Source organism: Streptomyces sp. NPDC006012, from assembly GCF_042871185.1.
GTDB lineage: Bacteria > Actinomycetota > Actinomycetes > Streptomycetales > Streptomycetaceae > Streptomyces.
In genome coordinates, this window is record NZ_JBIAIE010000002.1 from 565,949 (window position 1) to 585,911 (window position 19,963).

Sequence of the window (19,963 nt, forward strand, 5' to 3'; positions counted from 1 at the left end):
ACACTCCTCGTGCTACTCGGCCGAGGATGCCTCACCCTCGTCCGTGCCGGTGGCCGCGGCGTCCTCGGCGGTCTCGTCCACGGCCACGTCGCCGTCGACTTCCTCCGCCTCACGCCCCGCCTCGGCGTTACGTGCGATACCGACGACGGCATCGCGCTTGCCCAGGTTGATCAGTTGGACGCCCATGGTGTCACGGCCCGTCTCCCTGACCTCGTTGACTCGCGTACGAATCACACCGCCGGACAGGGTGATGGCGAGGATCTCGTCCGTCTCCTCGACGATCAGCGCGCCGACGAGCGAACCGCGGTCCTCCACGATCTTGGCGGCCTTGATACCCAGGCCGCCGCGGCCCTGGACGCGGTACTCGTCGACGCCGGTCCGCTTCGCGTACCCGCCGTCCGTTGCAGTGAACACGAACGTACCGGGTCGAACGACATTCATCGAGAGAAGCTCGTCGCCCTCGCGGAAACTCATCCCCTTGACACCCGAGGTCGCCCGGCCCATCGGCCGCAGCGTGTCGTCCGAGGCGGTGAACCTGATCGACTGCGCCTTCTTGCTGATCAGGACCAGATCGTCGTCCGCCGAAACCAGCTCGGCCCCGATCAGTTCGTCATCGGAACCGTCCTCCCGCTCGCGCAGGTTGATCGCGATGACACCACCGGAACGCGGCGAATCGTAATCCTTCAGAGGCGTCTTCTTGACCAGGCCCGCCTTGGTGGCCAGGACCAGGTACGGGGCCGCCTCGTAGTCGCGGATCGCCAGGATCTCGGCGATCGCCTCGTCCGGCTGGAAGGCCAGCAGGTTCGCCACGTGCTGGCCGCGCGCGTCCCGGCCGGCGTCCGGCAGCTCGTACGCCTTGGCCCGGTAGACCCGGCCCTTGTTGGTGAAGAACAGCAGCCAGTGGTGGGTGGTCGAGACGAAGAAGTGGTCGACGATGTCGTCTTCCTTCAGCTTCGTACCGCGTACGCCCTTGCCGCCGCGCTTCTGTGCCCGGTAGTCGTCCGTCTTCGTCCGCTTCACATAGCCGCCGCGGCTGACGGTGACGACGATGTCCTCCTCGGCGATCAGGTCCTCGATGGACATGTCGCCGTCGTAGGGCACCAGCATGGTCTTGCGGTCGTCGCCGTACTTCTCGACGATCGCGGCCAGCTCCTCGCTGACGATGCCGCGCTGGCGGACCGGCGAGGCGAGGATCTCGTTGTACTCGGTGATCTTCGCCTGGAGTTCGTCGTGCTCCTGGACGATCTTCTGGCGCTCCAGGGCGGCCAGTCGGCGCAGCTGCATCTCCAGGATGGCGTTCGCCTGGATCTCGTCGATCTCCAGCAGGCCCATCAGGCCCGTGCGCGCCACCTCGACGGTCGCGCTGCCCCTGATCAGCGCGATGACCTCGTCGATGGCGTCCAGGGCCTTGAGCAGGCCGCGCAGGATGTGCGCCCGCTCCTCGGCCTTGCGCAGCCGGAAGCGCGTACGGCGGACGACGACCTCGATCTGGTGCGTCACCCAGTGCCGGATGAACGCGTCCAGGGACAGGGTCCGCGGCACCCCGTCGACCAGCGCCAGCATGTTGGCGCCGAAGTTCGTCTGGAGGTCGGTGTGCTTGTACAGGTTGTTCAGGACGACCTTGGCGACCGCGTCCCGCTTGAGGACGATCACCAGGCGCTGGCCGGTGCGCGAGGACGTCTCGTCACGGACGTCCGCGATCCCGCCGACCTTGCCGTCCTTCACCAGGTCGGCGATCTTCTGGGCGAGATTGTCCGGGTTGACCTGGTACGGCAGTTCGGTGACCACCAGGCACTGGCGGTTCTGGATCTCCTCGACCTCGACGACCGCGCGCATGGTGATCGAGCCGCGGCCGGTGCGGTAGGCCTCCTCGATGCCCTTGCGGCCCACCACCAGGGCGCCGGTCGGGAAGTCCGGGCCCTTGATGCGCTCGATCAGGGCGTCGAGCAGTTCCTCGTGCGAGGCGTCCGGGTTCTCCAGGCACCACTGGGCGCCCGCCGCGACCTCGCGCAGGTTGTGCGACGGGATGTTGGTCGCCATGCCGACCGCGATGCCCGCCGAGCCGTTGATCAGCAGGTTCGGGAACCGGGCGGGCAGGACGGTCGGCTCCTGCGAACGGCCGTCGTAGTTGTCCGTGAAGTCGACGGTGTCCTCGTCGATGTCCCGGACCATCTCCATCGACAGCGGCGCCATCTTGCACTCGGTGTAGCGCATGGCCGCCGCCGGGTCGTTGCCCGGCGAGCCGAAGTTGCCGTTGGAGTCGACGAGCGGCATCCGCATCGCCCACGGCTGGGCCAGCCGCACCAGCGCGTCGTAGATCGAGCTGTCGCCGTGCGGGTGGTAGTTGCCCATGACGTCGCCGACCACACGGGCGCACTTGTAGAAGCCGCGCTCGGGCCGGTACCCGCCGTCGTACATGGCGTACAGCACGCGGCGGTGGACGGGCTTGAGACCGTCCCGGACATCGGGCAGCGCACGCGAGACGATGACGGACATCGCGTAGTCCAGATACGAACGCTGCATCTCCGTCTCAAGCCCGACGGGCTCGATGCGCATGGTGGTGTCGCCGCCCTCTGCCTCGGGCGTGCCTGGAGTGTTCTCGTCGGCCATTGCTGGTGAAGATCCTTCCCGGTGCGGTCAGCAGAGACCGACTCAGATGTCGAGGAAGCGAACGTCCTTGGCGTTGCGCTGGATGAACTGGCGACGGGCCTCGACGTCCTCGCCCATCAGGACCGAGAACAGGTCGTCGGCCTGGGCGGCGTCGTCGAGGGTGACCTGGCCGAGGACCCGGTGGTCGACGTCCATCGTCGTGATGCGCAGTTCCTCGGCGTTCATCTCGCCGAGTCCCTTGAAGCGCTGGATCGAGTCCTCCCTGATGCGCTTGCCGCGCTGGCGGCCCAGTTCCAGGAGCGCGTCGCGCTCACGGTCGGAGTACGCGTACTCGATGTCCTCCCGGCCCCACTTGATCTTGTAGAGCGGGGGGCGGGAGAGGAACACGTGGCCCCGCTCCACCAGGTCCCGCATGAAGCGGAACAGGAAGGTCAGCAGCAGGGTGTTGATGTGCTGGCCGTCGACGTCGGCGTCCGCCATCAGGATGATCTTGTGATAGCGGAGCTTCTCGATGTCGAAGTCCTCGTGCACACCCGTGCCGAAGGCGGAGATCAGCGCCTGGATCTCCTGGTTCTGCAGGATCTTGTCGATCCTGGCCTTCTCGACGTTGAGGATCTTGCCGCGGATCGGGAGGATCGCCTGGTACTGCGGGTTGCGGCCGGACTTGGCCGAACCGCCGGCGGAGTCACCCTCGACGATGAAGATCTCGCACTTGGTGGGATCGTTCGACTGGCAGTCGGACAGTTTGCCCGGCAGCGACGCCGACTCCAGCAGGCCCTTGCGGCGGGTCAGGTCCCGCGCCTTGCGGGCCGCCACGCGCGCGGTGGCCGCCTGGATGCCCTTGCGGATGATGTCCGAGGCTTCGTTCGGGTTGCGGTCCAGCCAGTCGTTGAGGTGCTCGTAGACGGCCTTCTGGACGAAGGTCTTGGCCTCCGTGTTGCCCAGTTTCGTCTTCGTCTGGCCCTCGAACTGCGGCTCGCTCAGCTTCACCGAGATGATCGCGGTCAGGCCCTCGCGGATGTCGTCGCCCGTGAGGTTGTCGTCCTTCTCGCGCAGCAGCTTCTTGTCCCGCGCGTACTTGTTGATCAGCGAGGTCAGCGCCGCCCGGAAGCCCTCCTCGTGCGTACCGCCCTCATGGGTGTGGATGATGTTCGCGAAGGAGTACACGCCCTCGCTGTAGCCGCTGTTCCACTGCATCGCGACCTCAAGGGACAGGCTCTTGTCCTTGTCCTCGGCCTCCAGGTCGATGACGGTGGGGTGCACCACGTCGCCCTTGCGGGAGTTGAGGTACTTCACGAAGTCGACGATGCCGCCCTCGTAGTGGTACGTGACCGACTTGACCTCGTCCTTCTCGTCGGCGCCCGCCTCGTCCGCGCCGGCGGTCGCCTTCGCGGACTCGCGCTCGTCGGTGAGCCGGATGAACAGGCCCTTGTTGAGGAACGCCATCTCCTGGAAGCGCCGCGACAGCGTCTCGAAGGAGTAGTCGGTGGTCTCGAAGATCTCCGGGTCGGCCCAGAAGGTGACCGAGGTGCCGGTCTCGGCGGTCTCCTCGTGCTCGGCGAGCGGGGCGGTGGGCACGCCCATCTTGTAGTCCTGCGTCCAGCGCCGGCCGTCGGTCCTGACCTCGACCGACACCTTGCTGGACAGCGCGTTGACGACGGAGACGCCGACGCCGTGCAGACCGCCGGAGACCGCGTAGCCGCCGCCGCCGAACTTGCCGCCCGCGTGCAGCACGGTCAGCACGACCTCCACGGCCGGCTTCCCCTCGGAGGGGACGATGCCCACCGGGATGCCGCGGCCGTTGTCGACGACGCGGATACCGCCGTCGGCGAGGATCGTCACGTCGATCGTGTCCGCGTACCCGGCCAGCGCCTCGTCGACCGAGTTGTCGACGACCTCGTAGACGAGGTGGTGCAGACCGCGCTCGCCGGTCGAGCCGATGTACATACCGGGTCGCTTGCGAACCGCGTCCAGACCCTCAAGCACGGTGATCGCGCTGGCGTCGTACGAGGCGGTGACGTCGCCGTTGGACGAGGTCACCGCGCCGTCGGCGCCGGCGTCGGGGGACGGGTTGTTCTCGTTGAGGTTGCCGGAATCGGCCACGAAGCGCCCTTTCTGGCACAGCACGAGCCGAACTCGTCGGCAGGTTGCCGGAGCGGCTGCGGCATGTTGCGTTGGTAAGCCCTGAATCAGCGGTGCTCAGCTTTTCCCGGACGGTCCCCACGTTTGGGGCGGGATTGGCTTCCAGTCTACCGGTAGCGCCGACAGTGATGGGGGTTTGCCGGTACCTGAGTCCCCATGTGCCGCCCTCAACCGGTCTCGGCCGGGTACCGATATGCGGATGGGGGCTCCAAGAGGCTCACAGCGCCACTCAGCGCTTCGAGCTGTCAACCCCCGGCTACTCCACGGTCAGGTCACGTCCCCGGCCACCGCGCGATCCCCCGCCCGGGTGGCCCGCCACGATCCGGCAAGCCCACCGGACCAGCGAATATGTGAAGTCGGTCACCTACTCGGCCGCCGCCGCCCGGCCCCTCTCCACAGCCCCGTACGTCACCCCTCGGCGACGCGCCGGTCACCCATAGGTGTCGCCGGGGCCCCTGCTGCCCGGGGCGCGCAGGGGACCGTGGCGACGGGTGGGGCCACCGGGACCGAACACCTTGATCAGCTTCACGGTCCCGTGCCCCAGGTCCTCGTTGAGGCGTGCCACCAGCGCCGGCGCGAGCAACCGCAGCTGGGTCGCCCAGGCCGTGGAGTCGCACTGCACCGACAGCGCGCGCTCCTCCTCGTCGTACCGCTGCGGCACGCAGTGCTTGGCCAGGTCGTCGCCGACGATCTGCGGCCAGCGGCCCATCACCCCGCCCACCGCGGCCGGCGCCTCCCAGCCGCGCTCGGTGATCAACCGGTTGATCGCGGCGCCCAGCGCCATCGGATCGCGGCCGTCGGCGCGCGCGCCGGAGCGCAGTCCTCCGCGCCGCGCCTGCTTCTTCTGCCGCACCGCGTCCCCACGCGCGCGTGCCGCCTCCTTCGCCGCGCGCAGCGCCACGCGCGCGAGATCGACGCCCGACGGCTCGGGGGAGTGCTCGGGCCGCGCGGGGGCGGGCTCGTCCGTACTCATGCGCGCTCCACCGTCCCGTCCGACACCGTGTACCGGGCCCCCGCCAGAACGTGCGGCACGTCGTCGTCGACCGCGGCGGTCACCAGCACCTGCTCACCCGGCGCGACCAGTTCCGCGAGCCGCTCCCGGCGGCGGGCGTCCAGCTCGGCGAAGACGTCGTCCAGCACGAGCACCGGTTCGTTGCCCTCCGCGCGGAGCAACTCGTACGAGGCCAGCCGCAACGCCAGTGCGTACGACCAGGACTCGCCGTGCGAGGCGTACCCCTTGGCCGGCAGCCGGCCGAGCTTGAGGACCACGTCGTCGCGGTGCGGGCCGACGAGGGTGACACCGCGCTCGATCTCCTGCTTGCGCGCCTGTGCGAGCGCCGCCGTCAGCTGCCCGTACAGCTCCTCGCGGGTCTGGGCCTCGCCCGGCGCCGACGGCTTGTACTCCAGGGCGACCGGGCCGCCCCCGGGAGCCAGTTGCTCGTACGCCTTGTCGGCCAGCGGTTCGAGCGCGGCGATCAGATCGAGCCGCTGGGCGAGCAGTTCGGCGCCCGCGCGCGCGAGATGCTGGTCCCAGATGTCGAGCGTGGACAGATCCGCACCGGCGCCCGGAGCCCCCTGCCCCGAGGCTCCCCCGGTCCGGCCGCCGCCGTGCCTGCGGGCCAACGCCGCCGACTTCAGGAGCGTGTTGCGCTGCTTCAGGACCCGCTCGTAGTCCGACCGCACCCCTGCCATGCGCGGCGCGCGGGCAGTGATCAGCTCGTCGAGGAAGCGCCGCCGCTCGCCCGGATCCCCTTTGACCAGCGCCAGGTCCTCGGGCGCGAACAGCACGGTCCGTACGATCCCCAGCACGTCCCGGGGGCGGACCTGCGACGACCGGTTGACACGGGCGCGGTTCGCCTTGCCCGGGTTCACCTCCAGCTCGACCAGCTGCTGCCGCTCGCCCTGCCTGACCTGCGCGCGGATGACCGCGCGCTCGGCCCCCATGCGGACCAGCGGGGCGTCCGAGGCGACCCGGTGGCTGCCGAGGGTGGCCAGATAGCCGACCGCCTCGACGAGGTTCGTCTTGCCCTGCCCGTTGGGGCCGACGAACGCGGTGACGCCCGGGTCGAGCGGGACCTCGACCCGGGCGTACGAGCGGAAGTCGGCCAGCGAAAGATGCGTGACGTGCATGGTCGTGCGCCAGCCTCCCCCAGCCTTGTGGACCCGGAACCCCGGCCCTGTGGATTACTTCTTCGTCACCGCGTGGCCGCCGAACTGGTTCCGCAGCGCCGCGATCATCTTCATCTGCGGCGAGTCGTCCTGCCGCGAGGCGAACCGCGCGAACAGCGACGCGGTGATCGCGGGGAGCGGCACCGCGTGGTCTATGGCGGCCTCCACCGTCCACCGCCCCTCGCCGGAGTCCTGTGCATAACCCTTCAGCCCGGCCAGGTGCTCGTCCTCGTCGAGGGCGTTCACCGCGAGGTCGAGCAGCCAGGAACGGATCACCGTCCCCTGCTGCCAGGAGCGGAAGACCTCACGCACGTCCGTGACCGAGTCGGCCTTCTCCAGCAGTTCCCAGCCCTCGGCGTAAGCCTGCATCATCGCGTACTCGATGCCGTTGTGAACCATCTTCGCGAAGTGGCCCGCGCCGACCTGCCCGGCGTGCACCGCGCCGAAGTCGCCCTCCGGCTTGAGCGCTTCGAAGACCGGCTGCACCTTGGCGACGTGCTCCGGGTCGCCGCCGTACATCAGGGCGTAGCCGTTCTCCAGCCCCCAGACGCCGCCCGAGACACCGCAGTCGACGAAGCCTATGCCTTTGGCGGCCAGTTCCTCGGCGTGCCTCTCGTCGTCCGTCCAGCGGGAGTTGCCGCCGTCCACGACGACGTCGCCCGGCTCCAGCAGCCCGGCGAGTTCGTCGACCGTGGCCTGGGTGGCCTCACCGGCCGGCACCATCACCCAGACCACGCGCGGCCCGGACAGCTTGCCCACAAGCTCCCCCAGGCTGTGGACATCGGCGAGGTCCGCGTTGCGGTCGTATCCGATGACGGTGTGGCCCGCGCGGCGGATCCGCTCGCGCATGTTGCCGCCCATCTTGCCGAGGCCGACGAGACCGAGCTCCATCTGATTGGTGTCCTTCGGTAGCTGTGTGACGGATGGGGCACACGTTCGTACCCGCGGCTGAGCCTAGACCCGGACCGCCGTGCACAGCTGTGGGCATACGCGCTCATACGTACGCCCCTCACCTGGGACTTTGCCGGACGGAAGGGTCAGCCGCTGAGGCGCACCGGCATGATCAGGTACTTGTAGGTCTCGTCCGCCTCTGCGTCCACCGCGGGCCTGCCGCTCAGCAGCGCGGGCTTCGTGGAGGTGGTGAACGACAGCTGGGCCACCGGCGAGTCGATGGCGCTGAGCCCGTCGAGCAGGAAGGTGGGGTTGAAGGCCACGGAGATGTCGTCGCCGTCCAGCTGGGCGTCGACTCTTTCCACAGCCTGTGCGTCGTCGCTGGAGCCCGCTTCCAGGATCAGCACGCCCTGCTCGAAGCTGAGCCGCACCGGGGTGTTGCGCTCGGCGACCAGGGCCACGCGCTTGACGGCCTCCACGAAGGGGGCGGTCTCGATCACCGCGACCGAGTTGAACTCGGTCGGGAACAGTGTGCGGTACTTCGGCAGGTCGCCTTCCAGCAGACGCGTGGTCGTCCGTCGGCCCGCGCCCTCGAAGCCGATCAGGCCCTCGCCCGCGCCGGAGCCGGACAGGGCCAGCGTGACGCTGTCGCCGCTGGTCAGCGCCTTGGCGGTGTCCAGGAGGGTCTTGGCAGGCACCAGGGCGACCGCCGACGTGTCGGGGCTCTCCGGCTTCCACAGGAACTCGCGGACCGCGAAGCGGTAGCGGTCGGTGGAGGCCAGCGTGACCGTGTCGCCCTCGATCTCGATGCGCACGCCGGTGAGGACGGGCAGCGTGTCGTCGCGGCCGGCCGCGATGGCGACCTGCGAGACGGCGGAGGCGAAGACCTCGCCGGGGACCGTGCCCGTCGCGACCGGCATCTGCGGCAGGGACGGGTACTCCTCCACAGGCAGGGTGTGGAGGGTGAAGCGCGAGGAGCCGCAGACCACCGTCGCCCGTACACCGTCTGTGGAAATCTCCACCGGGCGGTTGGGGAGGGCGCGGCAGATGTCGGCCAGGAGGCGGCCGGAGACGAGGACCGTGCCCTCCTCCTCGACCTCGGCGTCGACGCTCACGCGCGCGGAGACCTCGTAGTCGAAGCCGGACAGGCTCAGCTGCCCTTCCTCGGCCTTGAGCAGGAGGCCGGCGAGGACAGGCGCCGGCGGACGGGCCGGGAGGCTGCGTGCCGCCCAGGCCACTGCCTCCGCGAGTACGTCGCGTTCCACCCGGATCTTCACCGTAAGCCGCCTCCTGCTGTTGCCACTGAGCCCTACGCCGCTGTGTCGCTGTCCCCTGGGTGGGGAAGAACACCGGGAACCAGTCTGACGCACCGCACTGACAGTAGGTGCCTGTCGGGGTCAAGTCGTGCCGGGAGGCAGTCGGGCACGAGACAGCGAGTTGTGCACAGGCCCCACTTCGAAACGGATTCCGCTCTCTCTCTGCTTGGCAGTAGTAGTAGGGCCTGTGGAAACCGTGGATAACCACGTTTGCCCTGCTCAGCGCGGAAATTTTGTCCACCGGCCCTGTGGGCGGAGGCGGTGGACAACCGGGCCTGTCTGTGGAGAACAAGAAGTTCTGCACACCCCGCCCACAGCCTGGGGCCGGTTCTCCCCAGCTGCGTCCCCAGGTTTACCCACGTTTCCCACATGCCAATCCGGCAGCTTGATGTGACGCCTTTCACTCGACACGGTGATCGGGTGCGTCGCGTTGCCGAACAGTGGACAGTGATGTGGAGAACGCGGCGTTCGCTGGGGACAACGGGCCTCAGCCTGTGGGTTGCCGGTGGACAACTTTGTGCACAGCTTGTGGATCTCGGCTTTGTCCACAGTCTGTGGAGATCTTTCATCCACCGATCCACAACCGGATGACCTGCCTTGATGGTTTTTCGACAGGGTCAGCTGTGGACACGATCTGGACAACTCGGCGGTCCCCAGGGTGTGGACGGCAGAAAGTCACCGAATCTGTGGAGAGCAGCCGTAACCTGGCGGGTAATCGAACACGGGGTGGCCGACGGCCGTCGGGAATCTTCGGCCGCGCCGGCACTGGCCGGCGCCGGCGGGCACTGACCGGGCCCGGCCGGGGCCGTGACGAGGTGGCGGAGGGGCGGCGGGCGGCTTCGAGCCCGGCGGACTGCGGCGCTGGAGCGGGCGGCCCCCGCCCATGAGGCCGGTCCTGGCAGCCCTCGGCATCCCCTCGGTATCCCCGGGGCGGGACGGCGCACGACGGGTCCCAAGCCTCCGCAGCCTCCGTACGCACTCCCCTGACCTCAGGAAACCCCGGCATCACAAAGGGCGCCTCCAGGATCCCGACGGATCCCAGGGGCGCCCTCGTGCGTGCGGTGGCCGGCGTCAGCCGTTCTTGATGCGGTTGGTCAGCTCGGTGACCTGGTTGTAGATGGAGCGGCGCTCCGCCATCAGCGCGCGGATCTTGCGGTCGGCATGCATGACCGTCGTGTGGTCGCGCCCGCCGAACTGCGCGCCGATCTTCGGCAGGGACAGGTCCGTCAGCTCACGGCACAGGTACATGGCGATCTGCCGGGCGGTCACCAGTGCACGGCCGCGCGAGGTGCCGCACAGGTCCTCGACGGTGAGCCCGAAGTAGTCCGCGGTCGCCGCCATGATCGCCGTCGCGGTGATCTCGGGGGCCGAGTCCTCGCCGCCGGGGATCAGGTCCTTGAGGACGATCTCCGTCAGCCCCAGGTCCACCGGCTGCCGGTTGAGCGAGGCGAATGCGGTCACCCGGATCAGCGCGCCCTCCAGCTCGCGGATGTTGCGCGAGATCCGGGAAGCGATGAACTCCAGCACCTCGGGCGGAGCGTTGAGCTGCTCCTGCACCGCCTTCTTGCGCAGGATCGCGATACGCGTCTCCAGCTCGGGCGGCTGGACGTCGGTGATCAGGCCCCACTCGAAGCGGTTGCGCAGCCGGTCCTCCAGGGTGACCAGCTGCTTGGGCGGCCGGTCGCTGGAGAGCACGATCTGCTTGTTGGCGTTGTGGAGCGTGTTGAAGGTGTGGAAGAACTCCTCCTGCGTCGACTCCTTGTCCGCGAGGAACTGGATGTCGTCGACGAGGAGGATGTCCATCTCGCGGTAGCGCTTGCGGAAGCTGTCGCCCTTGCCGTCGCGGATGGAGTTGATGAACTCGTTGGTGAACTCCTCCGAACTCACGTACCGCACCCGCGTGCCCGGGTAGAGGCTGCGCGCGTAGTGCCCGATGGCGTGCAGCAGGTGGGTCTTGCCGAGTCCCGACTCGCCGTAGATGAAGAGGGGGTTGTACGCCTTCGCGGGCGCCTCGGCGACGGCGACCGCGGCCGCGTGCGCGAAACGGTTGGAGGCGCCGATGACGAACGTGTCGAAGAGGTACTTGGGGTTCAGCCGCGCCGTCGGCTCGCCGGGACCGGCCGCCGGCGCCGGCTGCGCGGTCAGCGGACCGTGCGCACCGCTCGCCGGCGGGTTCGTCGCCATCGGGCCGCCGCGGTGTGCCTGGCCGGAGCCGGACGGCGGCTCGGGCCGCTCATGCCTGGCCGGGCCGCGCTGGTCGTAGTCCGTGTGCGACCCGTCGTAGGCGGAGCGCTGCTGCTCGTACGGGCGCTCCCGGCCCGGTGGGCGGTAGTCGTGCCCGGAGCCGTACGCGCGCTGCCCCGGGGGGTAGGCGTCCGGTGGCGCGTAGGCGTCACGTGCCGGTCCGTAGGAGTCCTGCGGCGGCGGCGAGGCGTACGGATCGCGCTCCGGGAAGCCGAGCCGCGGCTGCTGCCAGCTGTATTCGTCCTGGCCGGGCTGCGGCCAGGCCCCGGGCTCGGGGCGCTGGTACTCGGAGGGATAGGCCGGGCGGGGGGTGGGAATCTGGTCCGCGCCGGGGCCGGACTCGGCGCCCGGCAACGGGTCGGCGCGGTGCCGGCCGTACCCGTCGTACGGGCCGGGGGGCTGCGCAGGTTCCTCGTAGCGGGACGGCGTCCCCGCACCCTCGTCGTACGACGGCGCGGGCTTGGGGACGGGCGTCGCCGCAGGCTCGCCCGCGGACTCGTCGACGGTGATCGCGATGCGGATCGGCCTGCCGCACTCGCGGCTCAGGGTCTCGCTGACGATCGGCGCCAGCCGGCCCTCCAGTACGCCCTTGGCGAATTCGTTCGGAACGGCGAGCAGCGCGGTGTCCGCGACCAGGGCGAGCGGCTGGCACCGCCTGATCCAGCGCTCGTCCTTCGCCTCCACACCCTGACCACGGCCTTCACCGAGGAGCTGGTCCAGAACGCGTGGCCACACTGCGGCAAGATCGGCAGGTACGTCAGCCACAGGGCACGCTCTCTCACAGGTCCCACGAACGTGTGGTTGTGGGACGGGTCGGGATCTAAAACGGGTGGTGCGGGGGACAAGGGAACGAATCGGAGTTCAGCCACGGTAGTCAGCGCGGCGGGTACGGTTCAAGTTGTTGTCCCCAGCCTGTGGATAGTGTCCCTGCGCGACTCGTGGTTTGACCGGATGGCGTAGCCGCGCGTACCGTAACCAGGTCGAGTTGTCGATGGCTGCTGCCGCCTGCCTCCGATGGGCACAGGTCACGTCAGGTGATCGGTAAGCGGTGCACTCGGGCGTCACTGCGAGCTACTCGTGGGCGCACGGTGACAGCCAGGACGGCACCCCGCCACCACCGATACCTTCTGGAGCCCCCGAGTGAGCAAGCGCACCTTCCAGCCGAACAACCGTCGCCGCGCGAAGACCCACGGCTTCCGGCTGCGTATGCGCACCCGCGCCGGCCGCGCGATTCTCGCGTCCCGCCGTAGCAAGGGTCGCGCCCGCCTGTCCGCCTGATCCCGATCGGTCATGACGTCGTGCTGCCCACCGAGAACCGGCTGAGGCGGCGCGAGGACTTCGCGACCGCGGTACGACGGGGTCGCCGGGCCGGGCGCCCGCTCCTCGTCGTCCACCTTCGTAGCGGTACCACGGACCCGCACGCGCCTGGGGAGAGTGCTCCCCCGACGCGTGCGGGTTTCGTCGTCAGCAAGGCCGTGGGCGGCGCCGTCGTCCGCAACAAAGTGAAGCGCCGACTGCGTCACCTGATGCGGGAGCGAGTGGCCCTCTTTCCCCCCGGTAGCCTGGTAGTCGTACGAGCGCTGCCCGGAGCGGGCGACGCAGACCATGCACAGCTGGCCCGAGACCTGGATGCCGCCGTGGGGCGGCTGCTGGGAGGGGGCGCGCGATGAAGTACCCGCTACTGGCTCTGATCAAGCTGTACCAGTGGACGATCAGTCCGCTGCTCGGACCGGTGTGCAAGTACTACCCGTCGTGTTCCCGCTACGGCTACACAGCCATCGACCGGCACGGTGCGATCAAGGGCACAGCGCTCACCGCCTGGCGCATCCTGCGGTGCAATCCCTGGTCGCTCGGCGGTGTGGACCATGTTCCGCAGCGCAAGCGTCCTCGGTGGCACGAAATGCTGCGCAGCGCATGGCACGCACGCAAGGGCGGGCCCTCCGCCGCCGAACCGGCCACCGAGGAGAAGCTCCCGTCCGGGCTTCCCGCGAGCCCGGCCGCTGAGACCTCGTCCCATGCCCAAGGAGCATGATTAGTGGACACGATTGCCAGCCTCTTCAGCTTCATCACGACACCCGTTTCCTGGGTCATCGTCCAGTTCCACACGGTGTACGGCGCCGTCTTCGGCCCCGACACCGGATGGGCCTGGGGCCTGTCCATCGTGTCCCTGGTGATTTTGATCCGTATCTGCCTGATCCCGCTTTTCGTGAAGCAGATCAAGGCGACCCGGGCTATGCAGACGCTCCAGCCCGAGATGAAGAAGATCCAGGAGCGCTACAAGAACGACAAGCAGCGTCAGTCCGAAGAGATGATGAAGCTGTACAAGGAGTCGGGCACCAACCCGCTCTCCTCGTGCCTTCCCATCCTGGCGCAGTCCCCGTTCTTCTTCGCCCTGTACCACGTGCTCAACGGCATCGCGTCGGGCAAGACCATCGGCGTGATCAACGACCAGCTGCTCGCCAGCGCCCAGAAGGCGCACATCATCGGCGCCCCGCTGGCCGCGAAGTTCACCGACGGCTCGGGCAAGGTCGGCGCCCTCGGCGCCTCGCTGACCGACGTGCGGGTCGTCACCGCGATCATGATCGTCCTGATGTCGGCGTCGCAGTTCTACACGCAGCGCCAGCTGATGACGAAGAACGTCGACACCACGGTGAAGACGCCGTTCATGCAGCAGCAGAAGATGCTGATGTATGTCTTCCCGGTCATGTTCGCCGTCTTCGGCATCAACTTCCCGGTCGGTGTCCTCGTCTACTGGCTGACCACCAACGTGTGGACCATGGGCCAGCAGATGTACGTCATCCGCAACAACCCGACCCCGGGTTCCAAGGCCCAGGCCGCCTATCTGGAGCGTCTGACCAAGCACGTCACGCACCACGGCAAGGTCGGCCGGCGCAGCGAGAAGGCCATCATCAAGGCGATCGTGAGCAAGGGCCGGGACCGCAATGAGTTCGAGCGCAAGTTCATCAACGGCCTGAGCAAGGCGGGTCTCGCCGCCCAGGCCGACGGTACGGTGCTCAAGAGCGACAGCCAGACCGTCACCGTGGCCGAGGACGGCACGACGACCACGACCACCACCGCCACCGCTCCCAAGCGCCAGCAGCCCAAGCGCCAGACCAAGGCCCAGCGCCAGTCCGGCGGCTCGAAGCAGGCTGACGCGGGCGCCCAAGAGGCCGATGCCGATGCTGATGCTGATGCCTCGCCCACATCGCTGGGGAAGTCCGAACAGCCGCAGGACGCCGAGCCCGCAGCCAAGCAGGCAGCGAAGCCGGGTGCCGGCACCCGGAGCAAGGCCCAGTCCGGGCAGCGCAAGAATCCGCAGCGGCCCAAGTCCCCGTCCAAGAAGTAAGAAGGAGTCCATCCCGTGACGGAAGGCACCACCTCCGCCGCTGCCGAGGGTGCAGACACCCTGACCCGCCTGGAGCAGGAGGGCGAGATCGCGGCGGACTACCTTGAGGGTCTGCTCGACATCGCCGACCTCGACGGCGACATCGACATGGATGTCGAGGCGGACCGCGCCTCTGTGTCGATCATCAGCGACACGAGCGGTCGCGATCTGCAGAAGCTGGTCGGCCGTGACGGCGAGGTGCTGGAAGCCCTTCAGGAGCTGACTCGCCTGGCCGTGCACAGGGAGACCGGGGACCGCAGCCGGCTCATGCTGGACATCGCGGGCTACCGTGCCAACAAGCGTGCCGAGCTCTCCGAGCTGGGAGCCAAAGCCGCTGCTGAGGTCAAGAGCTCCGGTGAGCCCGTCAAGCTCAAGCCGATGACCCCGTTCGAGCGCAAGGTCGTGCACGATGCGGTCAAGTCCGCGGGGCTGCGCAGCGAGTCGGAGGGCGAGGAGCCGCAGCGGTTCGTCGTCGTGCTGCCCGCCTGATCGGCCCCCTGGTTCTACCGGCCCCGTCTGTTGCCCAGGCGGGGTCGAACTTTGTCAGTCTGGTGTTCTGTGGTCGGCGCACGACGTCGGCGCTGTACGGAAGGACGGTCCCCGTGACGGAGGCAGCGGATCTCCCCCCTGCGCCCGAACAGGCGCGGGAAGTATTTGGCGATCGTTTCGCCGATGCGGTCCGCTACGCGGAGCTGCTGGCCGAGGCCGGTGTGCAGCGTGGGCTGATCGGCCCGCGCGAGGTACCCCGCCTGTGGGGTCGCCACCTGCTCAATTGCGCGGTGCTCTCCGAGGTGGTTCCAGAGGGAGTGACGGTGTGCGACGTCGGCTCCGGTGCCGGCCTGCCGGGTATCCCGCTCGCACTCGTCCGTGAGGACCTGAAGATCACGCTGTTGGAGCCACTGCTCCGGCGTACGAACTTCCTGACCGAAGTCGTCGAGCTGCTGGGCCTGGACCATGTGACGGTCGTCCGTGGCCGGGCCGAGGAGGTCATGGGGATGGTGCCGCCGGTCCATGTGGTGACGGCCCGGGCGGTGGCGCCTCTGGACCGCCTCGCCGGATGGGGGATCCCTCTGCTGCGGCCGTACGGCGAGATGCTTGCGCTGAAGGGCGACACGGCCGAGGAGGAGCTGAAGGCCGCGGGAGCGGCACTGAGCAAGCTCGGAGCGGTGTCGACCTCTGTTCTGCATGTGGGCGAAGGGGTCGTGGACCCGCTGTCGACCGTCGTGCGGGTCGAGGTCGGGGAGAGCCCCGGTGGTGTGCGCTTTGCGGCCAAGCGAGCGAAGGCGGCCCGTACTGGGCGCACACGCAGACGTCGCTGAGACGGTCGGACGGATGAGCGCTGCTGATCCGTCCTGACGACGCCACTTACTCCACACAAGCCTCCAAACCTACGCAACCCGGAGTGTCGCGGAGATACTGCCGCAGCCGCTGTGCATCGTGTTTCACGTGAAACGTCGCTCACTGCTGCACGGCATCATCAGTCGCGGCCGGGCCGCGGCCGAACCTCGCGACCGCAAGCCCCTCGGATCGCTCGGGGAGACAGCGCCTTCAGACGGCATTCCGCCCCTCTCCAGGGGCGCGGAGTTGTCCACAGAGGTGGAATTCTCCACAGAACGCCAGGGCTCACTGGTTCACGACCCCGAAGGCATGGGAGGCTCTGTTCATTGCGAGCCTGAAGTCGAGGAGAGTGAATCCTTGCGGTCCGACGCCAACATCGCGGGACCGATGACCGATCCGGTCCCCGGTCCCCGCACCGAGTCGATGGGGGCGGATGTTTCACGTGAAACACCGCCCCCCATGGACGACACTCCCATCGGTCGCGCTGCCCAATTGGCGGTGGAGGCTCTGGGTCGCGCCGGCGAAGGCCTGCCACGGCCTGAGCGGACCCGAGTCGTCGTGGTCGCCAACCAGAAGGGTGGCGTGGGCAAAACGACGACGACGGTCAACCTTGCCGCTTCGCTCGCTCTGCATGGCGGTCGTGTCCTGGTGGTCGACCTCGACCCGCAGGGCAACGCCTCTACCGCGCTGGGAATCGACCATCACGCCGAAGTCCCGTCCATCTACGACGTGTTGGTCGAGAGCAAGCCTCTTGCGGAGGTCGTCCAGCCGGTCCCCGATGTCGAGGGTCTCTTCTGTGCCCCGGCCACCATCGACCTCGCCGGTGCGGAGATCGAGCTGGTGTCGCTGGTGGCCCGAGAGAGTCGGCTCCAGCGGGCCATCCAGGCGTATGAGCAGCCTTTGGACTACATCCTCATCGACTGCCCTCCGTCGCTTGGTCTGTTGACCGTCAACGCCTTGGTGGCGGGGGCCGAGGTCCTCATCCCCATCCAGTGCGAGTACTACGCGCTGGAGGGCCTGGGCCAGCTGTTGCGCAACGTCGATCTGGTGCGGGGCCACCTCAATCCCAACCTGCACGTGTCGACCATCCTGCTCACCATGTACGACGGCCGGACGCGTCTTGCTTCCCAGGTCGCGGAAGAGGTGCGCAGTCACTTCGGTGACGAGGTGCTGAGGACGAGCATTCCGCGCTCGGTCCGTATCTCCGAGGCGCCGAGCTATGGCCAGACGGTACTGACCTACGATCCGGGATCGAGCGGTGCCCTGTCCTATCTTGAGGCGGCGCGAGAAATCGCGTTGAAGGGGGTCGGCGTCAACTACGACCCGACCCAGGCCCACATTGGGGCGCAGAGCAATCCGAGCATGGTGGAGGGGATCCAGTGAGTGAGCGACGGAGGGGGTTGGGCCGCGGTCTGGGGGCACTGATTCCTGCTGCCCCGACCGAGAAGAACCCGGCATCGGCCGCGATCGGGGGAGCGACGTCCCCGTCTCCCGTGGCGGCCCCGGTGCTGACGGCAGACCGCGGGGTGGCCGCGGCCAAGGTGGCCACGCTGCCACCTATTACTCAGGAAACCGAGGATCCGCCGGTGTTCGGTGTCGCGGAGACGCCCGCACCGCCGATGGGCGCTCACTTCGCTGAGATCCCCCTCGACTCCATCACGCCGAACCCGCGCCAGCCGCGTGAGGTCTTCGACGAGGACGCGCTGCAAGAACTCGTCACCTCTATCCAGGAGGTCGGCCTCCTCCAGCCCGTCGTCGTACGGCAGCTGGGTCCTGCCCGCTACGAACTCATCATGGGCGAGCGGCGCTGGCGAGCCTGTCGTGAGGCCGGCCTCGAAGCGATCCCCGCGATCGTCCGGGCGACGGACGACGAGAAGCTCCTCCTGGACGCGCTGCTGGAGAACCTGCACCGGGCCCAGCTGAACCCGCTGGAGGAGGCCGCCGCCTACGACCAGCTGCTCAAGGACTTCAACTGCACCCACGATCAGCTGGCGGACCGCATCGGGCGCTCCCGTCCCCAGGTCTCCAACACCCTGCGTCTGCTGAAGCTGTCGCCGTCCGTCCAGCGCAGGGTCGCCGCCGGCGTGCTGTCCGCCGGCCACGCCCGGGCGCTGCTCTCGGTGGAGGACTCCGAGGAGCAGGACCGGCTGGCACACCGGATCGTGGCTGAGGGCCTTTCGGTGCGTGCGGTCGAGGAGATCGTGACCTTGATGGGCTCGCGTCCCCAGGTCACGCAACGCTCCAAGGGGCCCCGCGCCGGAACCCGGGTCTCCCCGGCGCTGAACGATCTCGCCACTCGCCTCTCGGACCGCTTCGAGACACGGGTGAAGGTCGACCTCGGCCAGAAGAAGGGCAAGATCACGGTCGAGTTCGCTTCCATGGAAGACCTTGAGCGGATCCTCGGGACGCTCGCCCCGGGTGAGGGACCGGTCTTCCCGCAGGATCTCCAGGATGTGGACTCCGAGGTCCTGGAGGACTGAGCGCGCGCTGACCCTGCCCTCTCGGGCGACGGAGCGGATCGTGTCCGGTGTGTACTGGAACGCGGTCCGCTCTTTGCTTTCTGGCGGTATCGATGCAAACGCATCGTGGATACGATGCGTTCGGGTATGGCGCTTTCACCTGGCAGCCCCTCTCCTTGGGAGACGGGCCATGCGAACGGTGAGCCGGACCGGACTGGTGACGTGGGCTGGGACTGGACGCGCTCGGCGGCCCGCCGACAGCCTGCTCTAGGAACGGGGCGCTTTTGACAGCAGCTCGCGACGTCGCGGGCGAAGGAAGCGAGGAACAGCCTTCATGGGGCGTCGGCTCGTACCGCTCACGCTGGACAACCTTCAGGATCTTCCCAAGCGCTGTCGCTCGTGTGTCTTCTGGGAACTCGACCCGGTCAGTGGTGGGGCCGCGGTGAATGCGGGCACGGCCGCGGTGGAGAAGGAAGGCTGGATCTCCGCCGTCCTGCTGGACTGGGGATCCTGCGGCCGGGTGGTCTATGTCGATGAGGCGCCGGTCGGCTTCGTGCTCTACGCGCCCCCGGCCTACGTGCCCCGCTCGACGGCGTTTCCGACGAGTCCCGTCTCCCCGGACGCAGTGCAGCTGATGACCGGGTTCATCATGCCGGGTTATCAGGGGCAGGGGCTGGGCCGAGTGATGGTGCAGACCGTCGCCAAGGATCTGCTGCGAAGGGGGTTCAAGGCGATCGAGGCATTCGGGAACGCCCACTGGAAAGAGCCCGCCTGTGTCCTGCCGGCCGATCATCTGCTGGCAGTGGGCTTCAAGACGGTACGGCCCCACCCCGCGTATCCGCGCCTGCGTCTGGAGCTGCGTACAACGCTCTCCTGGAAGGAAGACGTGGAGATGGCGATCGACCGGCTCCTGGGCGCCGTACAGAAGGAACCAGCGCTGCGACCGCTCTAGGAAGGGCGTCGATCTCAAGCGAATGGGCCAACCCCGGAGGGCTGGCCCATTCATGTTTCACGTGAAACATAGCGCCGGTTCGACGGCGTCGCCGCGTAGCCGGCTCACTCGGCGATGAACTCCTCAAGGTCGCGTTCGATCGCGGCCTTGGGCTTGGCGCCGACGATGGTCTTCGCGACCTCGCCGCTCTGGTAGACGTTCAGGGTCGGGATCGACATGACGCCGTACTTGGCGGCCGTACCCGGGTTCTCGTCGATGTTGAGCTTGACGACCTCGATCTTGTCGCCGTGCTCGGCCGCGATCGCCTCCAGAGACGGCGCGATCTGGCGGCACGGACCGCACCAGGAGGCCCAGAAGTCCACCAGGACGGGCTTGTCGCTCTTGAGGACGTCCTCTTCGAAGGAAGCGTCGGTCACGTTCTTCAGGCTGCCGGCCACGGCGAGCTCCTTAACTTGAT

The 19,963-nt window shown here is 68.4% G+C and carries 17 protein-coding genes; 9 read left to right on the top strand and 8 right to left on the bottom strand.

What is annotated here, in order from left to right; translation table 11 throughout:
* Window positions 1-12: 12 nt before the first annotated feature.
* The 7 genes from gyrA to dnaA all read right to left on the bottom strand — a co-directional run bounded on the left by gyrA (window position 13) and on the right by dnaA (window position 12,137).
* Window positions 13-2,610, bottom strand: coding sequence for a DNA gyrase subunit A (gene gyrA / locus ACFYPJ_RS06660; RefSeq protein WP_389011468.1), 2,598 nt, complete (start codon window positions 2,608-2,610; stop codon window positions 13-15).
* A 42-nt stretch (window positions 2,611-2,652) separates the two neighbouring features.
* Window positions 2,653-4,737, bottom strand: coding sequence for a DNA topoisomerase (ATP-hydrolyzing) subunit B (gyrB, locus tag ACFYPJ_RS06665; protein WP_389011471.1), 2,085 nt, complete (start codon window positions 4,735-4,737; stop codon window positions 2,653-2,655).
* A gap of 445 nt (window positions 4,738-5,182) precedes the next feature.
* Complete coding sequence (locus tag ACFYPJ_RS06670) at window positions 5,183-5,725, bottom strand: DUF721 domain-containing protein (RefSeq protein ID WP_389011474.1); 543 nt, start codon at window positions 5,723-5,725, stop codon at window positions 5,183-5,185.
* The gene (gene recF, locus ACFYPJ_RS06675) at window positions 5,722-6,882 is read right to left on the bottom strand and encodes a DNA replication/repair protein RecF (protein WP_389011477.1); all 1,161 of its coding nucleotides are present in this window, start codon (window positions 6,880-6,882) and stop codon (window positions 5,722-5,724) included. Before recF ends, ACFYPJ_RS06670 begins: the two co-directional genes overlap by 4 nt.
* Window positions 6,883-6,936: 54 nt before the next feature.
* On the bottom strand, window positions 6,937-7,812 hold the full coding sequence (gene gnd, locus ACFYPJ_RS06680; RefSeq protein ID WP_389011480.1) for a phosphogluconate dehydrogenase (NAD(+)-dependent, decarboxylating): 876 nt from the start codon (window positions 7,810-7,812) through the stop codon (window positions 6,937-6,939).
* Between the two features lie 146 nt (window positions 7,813-7,958).
* Window positions 7,959-9,089 carry a DNA polymerase III subunit beta gene (gene dnaN / locus ACFYPJ_RS06685; protein ID WP_389011483.1) on the bottom strand — a complete coding sequence of 377 codons (1,131 nt, stop codon included), beginning with the start codon at window positions 9,087-9,089 and terminating at the stop codon, window positions 7,959-7,961.
* Between the two features lie 1,110 nt (window positions 9,090-10,199).
* Entirely contained in the window at window positions 10,200-12,137 is a 1,938-nt protein-coding gene (gene dnaA / locus ACFYPJ_RS06690; protein WP_389011485.1) for a chromosomal replication initiator protein DnaA, read from the bottom strand.
* A gap of 375 nt (window positions 12,138-12,512) precedes the next feature.
* Here dnaA and rpmH point away from each other — a divergent pair, with 375 nt between their 5' ends.
* The 9 genes from rpmH to ACFYPJ_RS06735 all read left to right on the top strand — a co-directional run bounded on the left by rpmH (window position 12,513) and on the right by ACFYPJ_RS06735 (window position 19,506).
* Window positions 12,513-12,650, top strand: coding sequence for a 50S ribosomal protein L34 (rpmH, locus tag ACFYPJ_RS06695; RefSeq protein WP_003956500.1), 138 nt, complete (start codon window positions 12,513-12,515; stop codon window positions 12,648-12,650).
* 20 nt (window positions 12,651-12,670) lie between these two features.
* Window positions 12,671-13,042, top strand: coding sequence for a ribonuclease P protein component (rnpA, locus tag ACFYPJ_RS06700; protein ID WP_389011488.1), 372 nt, complete (start codon window positions 12,671-12,673; stop codon window positions 13,040-13,042).
* On the top strand, window positions 13,039-13,404 hold the full coding sequence (yidD, locus tag ACFYPJ_RS06705; RefSeq protein ID WP_389011491.1) for a membrane protein insertion efficiency factor YidD: 366 nt from the start codon (window positions 13,039-13,041) through the stop codon (window positions 13,402-13,404). Before rnpA ends, yidD begins: the two co-directional genes overlap by 4 nt.
* Window positions 13,405-13,407: 3 nt before the next feature.
* Complete coding sequence (yidC, locus tag ACFYPJ_RS06710; RefSeq protein WP_389011494.1) at window positions 13,408-14,718, top strand: membrane protein insertase YidC; 1,311 nt, start codon at window positions 13,408-13,410, stop codon at window positions 14,716-14,718.
* A gap of 15 nt (window positions 14,719-14,733) precedes the next feature.
* Window positions 14,734-15,246: a protein jag gene (locus ACFYPJ_RS06715; protein ID WP_389011497.1), complete on the top strand. Its 513-nt coding sequence runs from the start codon at window positions 14,734-14,736 to the stop codon at window positions 15,244-15,246.
* A 113-nt stretch (window positions 15,247-15,359) separates the two neighbouring features.
* Window positions 15,360-16,076, top strand: a complete 717-nt coding sequence (gene rsmG, locus ACFYPJ_RS06720; protein ID WP_389011500.1) for a 16S rRNA (guanine(527)-N(7))-methyltransferase RsmG — start codon at window positions 15,360-15,362, stop codon at window positions 16,074-16,076.
* A 328-nt stretch (window positions 16,077-16,404) separates the two neighbouring features.
* Entirely contained in the window at window positions 16,405-17,478 is a 1,074-nt protein-coding gene (locus tag ACFYPJ_RS06725) for a ParA family protein (protein WP_389011640.1), read from the top strand.
* Complete coding sequence (locus tag ACFYPJ_RS06730; RefSeq protein ID WP_389011503.1) at window positions 17,475-18,575, top strand: ParB/RepB/Spo0J family partition protein; 1,101 nt, start codon at window positions 17,475-17,477, stop codon at window positions 18,573-18,575. The genes ACFYPJ_RS06725 and ACFYPJ_RS06730 overlap by 4 nt, the downstream gene beginning before the upstream one ends.
* A gap of 313 nt (window positions 18,576-18,888) precedes the next feature.
* A complete protein-coding gene (locus tag ACFYPJ_RS06735; RefSeq protein WP_389011505.1) occupies window positions 18,889-19,506 on the top strand; it encodes a GNAT family N-acetyltransferase in 618 nt (205 codons plus the stop codon).
* 104 nt (window positions 19,507-19,610) lie between these two features.
* Here the strand turns inward: ACFYPJ_RS06735 and trxA are convergent, their stop codons facing one another.
* A complete protein-coding gene (gene trxA, locus ACFYPJ_RS06740) occupies window positions 19,611-19,943 on the bottom strand; it encodes a thioredoxin (protein ID WP_389011508.1) in 333 nt (110 codons plus the stop codon).
* Between the last annotated feature and the right edge of the window lie 20 nt (window positions 19,944-19,963).

Excerpts from the sequence above, each read along its gene's own strand:
- yidD (WP_389011491.1), top strand. The coding sequence starts at position 13,039 with ATGAAGTACCCGCTACTGGCTCTGATCAAGCTGTACCAGTGGACGATC.
- ACFYPJ_RS06670 (WP_389011474.1), bottom strand. The coding sequence starts at position 5,725 with ATGAGTACGGACGAGCCCGCCCCCGCGCGGCCCGAGCACTCCCCCGAG.
- ACFYPJ_RS06735 (WP_389011505.1), top strand. The coding sequence starts at position 18,889 with ATGGGGCGTCGGCTCGTACCGCTCACGCTGGACAACCTTCAGGATCTT.
- ACFYPJ_RS06725 (WP_389011640.1), top strand. The coding sequence starts at position 16,405 with ATGGGAGGCTCTGTTCATTGCGAGCCTGAAGTCGAGGAGAGTGAATCC.
- gyrA (WP_389011468.1), bottom strand. The coding sequence starts at position 2,610 with ATGGCCGACGAGAACACTCCAGGCACGCCCGAGGCAGAGGGCGGCGAC.
- gnd (WP_389011480.1), bottom strand. The coding sequence starts at position 7,812 with ATGGAGCTCGGTCTCGTCGGCCTCGGCAAGATGGGCGGCAACATGCGC.
- recF (WP_389011477.1), bottom strand. The coding sequence starts at position 6,882 with ATGCACGTCACGCATCTTTCGCTGGCCGACTTCCGCTCGTACGCCCGG.